Consider the following 3040-nt stretch of genomic DNA (forward strand, 5'->3'; position numbering starts at 1 on the left):
ATAGATGGAAAAGTTAGTAGTGATAAAAAAAGAAAATTTGGAGTGCAACATCCGTGATGTTGCAGTGTTGTATAAAATATCACCCCAGTGAAATCCCAGTGAAATAAAAAAGATAAAAGCATTTCACGAGGCAGGCGGATATTTTACTCCAAAACGCTATAGTTGCAGTGTTGTATAAAATATCACGGATATTTTACTCCAAAAAGGCGTAAATGTATAAAATATTACCCCTGTGAAATAAAACAGATAAAAACAATTATTCCCTGAAAGGATTCCGATGAATATAAAAAAAATCAATCTCAGCTTACTTTTTATTTTTTTTACCACCTTTTCCGTTTCCGCATTTGATTTTCATAAATTGCAAAATTATTTTTCGCTTACCGGATTTGTAAAAAAAATGGAGACTGTTGAAATACAAAATTTACAGGGAAAATGGCAGACCATGACTTCCGCACAAAATCGTTTTGACCTGAGATGCTATCCGACAAATTCTATTACAGCCCAAATAGGTATGAGAAATATCTTTGATTACGGACAAATACCAGCAGAAAATTATCCCGAATATATAAAAATAGCTACAGCAGATAACGGTTTTTTTGACCTAACAAACTGCATTGCCAAAGATACTTCCTACGTTTTATACACAAATTTTGACAGAGCTTATATCGAATTTGTAAAAGGTTCATTTGACATTGTGTTTGGTCGTCAACGCATTAACTGGGGAATTAATCGGGTGTGGAATCCAAATGATATTTTCAACACGTTCAATTATTTCAACTTCGATTATCTTGAGCGACCCGGATGTGATGGGATAAAAATGCAATATTATACGGGAATGACATCTTCCGCTCAGTTTGGTTATAAAATTGACAAAGAAAAAAACGTTACTTGGGCAAGTATGTTCAAATTTAATAAATGGAGTTATGACTTCCAATTTCTGTCCGGAGTTATGGAAAATGATCTCGTGATTGGAACCGGATGGTCAGGGCAAATATTTAAAGCGGGATTTAACGGAGAAATTTCTTATTTTAACAACAAAGACAATTTGAGTGATTCAACCGGCCTAATTGTCGGTTCCATCGGTGGAAATTATGGTTTTGAAGATGGTTTGTTTTTGCAAACGGCAATGATCTATAACAGCAAAGGAACTACCGGACCTGCGGGATGCAATAATGTGGAAATAACTGCAAAAAATTTAACACGTGCAAAATATAATCTATTCGGAGCAGCATCATTTCCCCTTACCCCACTGATCAAGGTCGAAGTTTCTTCAATGCTAAATCCCACAGACAAATCATATTATATCGGACCTTCCTTCGACCTTTCGCTTAAACAAGATTTGGATTTAAAGATTCAGGGGCAATTATATTACGGAGATGACGGAACCGAATTTGGGGATTATGGAAAAGTTTTTTATTGCCGTTTGAAATGGTCGTTCTAAAGAAATTTTTATTTGGAGAAACCATTCTAAAATATTATCTCCTTATTTCCGAGTAACCATTTACTAACCGCTTTCCACAGAGGGACGATTCACTTTTCCCATAAAAAGAATGCTCCCTGTGGAATTATCCTGAATATAAAAAAGGAAAGGATGATCTGCTCGGAATTCTGTAACTTTTCCAGGAGGAGCACTTTTCAATTCCATCACTACAGCAGTTGCTGCGGCAGCTTCTGTTCCTTTTTCTTCCACTTTGATGAATGCTTTATGAAATATTCCGGAGATGAAGAGATCCTCGTTGCCGGTCATACCGGAAAAATTTGCGGCACGCGAATCAAACGCATCTTTCATTCCCAATTTTAAAAATACCTTATTCAATTTATATCTTTCTGTCATGGTAAATTTCGGAAGCCAAACTTTCACTTTTTGTGGATATCGTTGGATTTCCAACAATTTTTCCTTTTTGATAATTTTTCCAATTTTTTTTATACCTTCAATCTCATTGGGAAGAATTATCACCATCGAAAGTTGTTTGCCCATGTAAGGCATTTCGAGTATTTGAGCGTTTTCCGTTTCTGCATACTTAAATTTTTCTTTCAAAAACATGATCGGAGTATTAATTTTCTCTTTTTCGGATATGAAAAAGGGAAGTTGACGCGTTGCCCGCTTATCAAATTGCGAATCCCACAATCCTTTAAAATAGATTGCATTTGTTAAAACCAATTTGGTGAGCGAACTAAGATTGTTAGGTTTCAACAAGTTTTTGATTTTATCATTTGTCTTTTCTTCGACCCAATTGTTGATCTGTTTTACAGCATTATCCGAATTTTTCAAAAAGTCTGTTCTGAATACTTCTGAGTTGTAGTATTTATTCACAAGTTGTTTATAATTTGGAAGTAGGCTAAAACTTTTTTCTATCCACAAAGCGTTTGCAGTTGACAATTCCACATCGCCCTGCTTTTTTATTTCATTCAGTTCAGAACTGATTTGAGAAAATCCTGCATGAAGAGAATCACCGGACAAATGAAATTCAAGCACCTTTGCCATTTCCGTTTTTGTCTTTCCCTTTGCCCCTGCATAAGTCATTGCGAGAGCAGTGGAAATGCTATAGGGTGAGAAAAATAAATTTTCATCATCAACTTTCAAAGCGTCATATAATTTCAGAGCGAAATCATTGTTACTTTTGGCAAGTTGCTTTGAAGAAATTTTGTCTGCGAATCCAAAAGAAAAACAGAAAATGGAAATTAATACAGTTGAGATCATTAAACGTTTAATTTGATTTTTAATCATAATATTTCTCCTATCTTAATATTTATAGTTTACTTTAAAAAATATGCTTACAATTTTGTTTATTAATTATTATTGCAGGTAATGGACAGTGCTGCCACGTCTCTCCTTGCTTCTCTTCCTGCTTGCTTATTGTGGGCACTTTTGTTAGGCACATTCTCCTTATTTCAACAACTTTGCAATTTATGATTTCTGCAACCAGTGGTTGCAGTTTTGTAATATTCTTATATTCAGTATAAAAAGTTCTCATTAACCACAAATTTCTGGCAGAAAATCCTCTGATTCCAGGGAATTCATTCTGTAAGTCTTTTGCCA

General features: G+C 34.7%; 2 protein-coding genes and 1 pseudogene. 1 reads left to right on the top strand and 2 read right to left on the bottom strand.

Going from position 1 to position 3040, the window contains the following annotated elements:
* The first annotated feature begins 277 nt into the window (after window positions 1-277).
* Window positions 278-1441: a hypothetical protein gene (locus U9P79_04070; protein MEA2103803.1), complete on the top strand. Its 1164-nt coding sequence runs from the start codon at window positions 278-280 to the stop codon at window positions 1439-1441.
* Window positions 1442-1504: 63 nt separating this feature from the next.
* On the opposite strand, the gene U9P79_04075 is transcribed toward U9P79_04070, so the two are convergent.
* The gene (locus tag U9P79_04075) at window positions 1505-2728 is read right to left on the bottom strand and encodes a serpin family protein (GenBank protein ID MEA2103804.1); all 1224 of its coding nucleotides are present in this window, start codon (window positions 2726-2728) and stop codon (window positions 1505-1507) included.
* A 184-nt stretch (window positions 2729-2912) separates the two neighbouring features.
* Window positions 2913-3040: pseudogene (locus U9P79_04080) on the bottom strand (DUF1016 N-terminal domain-containing protein).

The organism is Candidatus Cloacimonadota bacterium (assembly GCA_034661015.1).
Classification (GTDB): Bacteria; Cloacimonadota; Cloacimonadia; order JGIOTU-2; family JGIOTU-2; genus JAYEKN01.

What these genes read in the sequence shown, in the direction of transcription:
- U9P79_04075 (MEA2103804.1), bottom strand. Translation starts at nt 2,728, where the DNA reads ATGATTAAAAATCAAATTAAACGTTTAATGATCTCAACTGTATTAATT.
- U9P79_04070 (MEA2103803.1), top strand. Translation starts at nt 278, where the DNA reads ATGAATATAAAAAAAATCAATCTCAGCTTACTTTTTATTTTTTTTACC.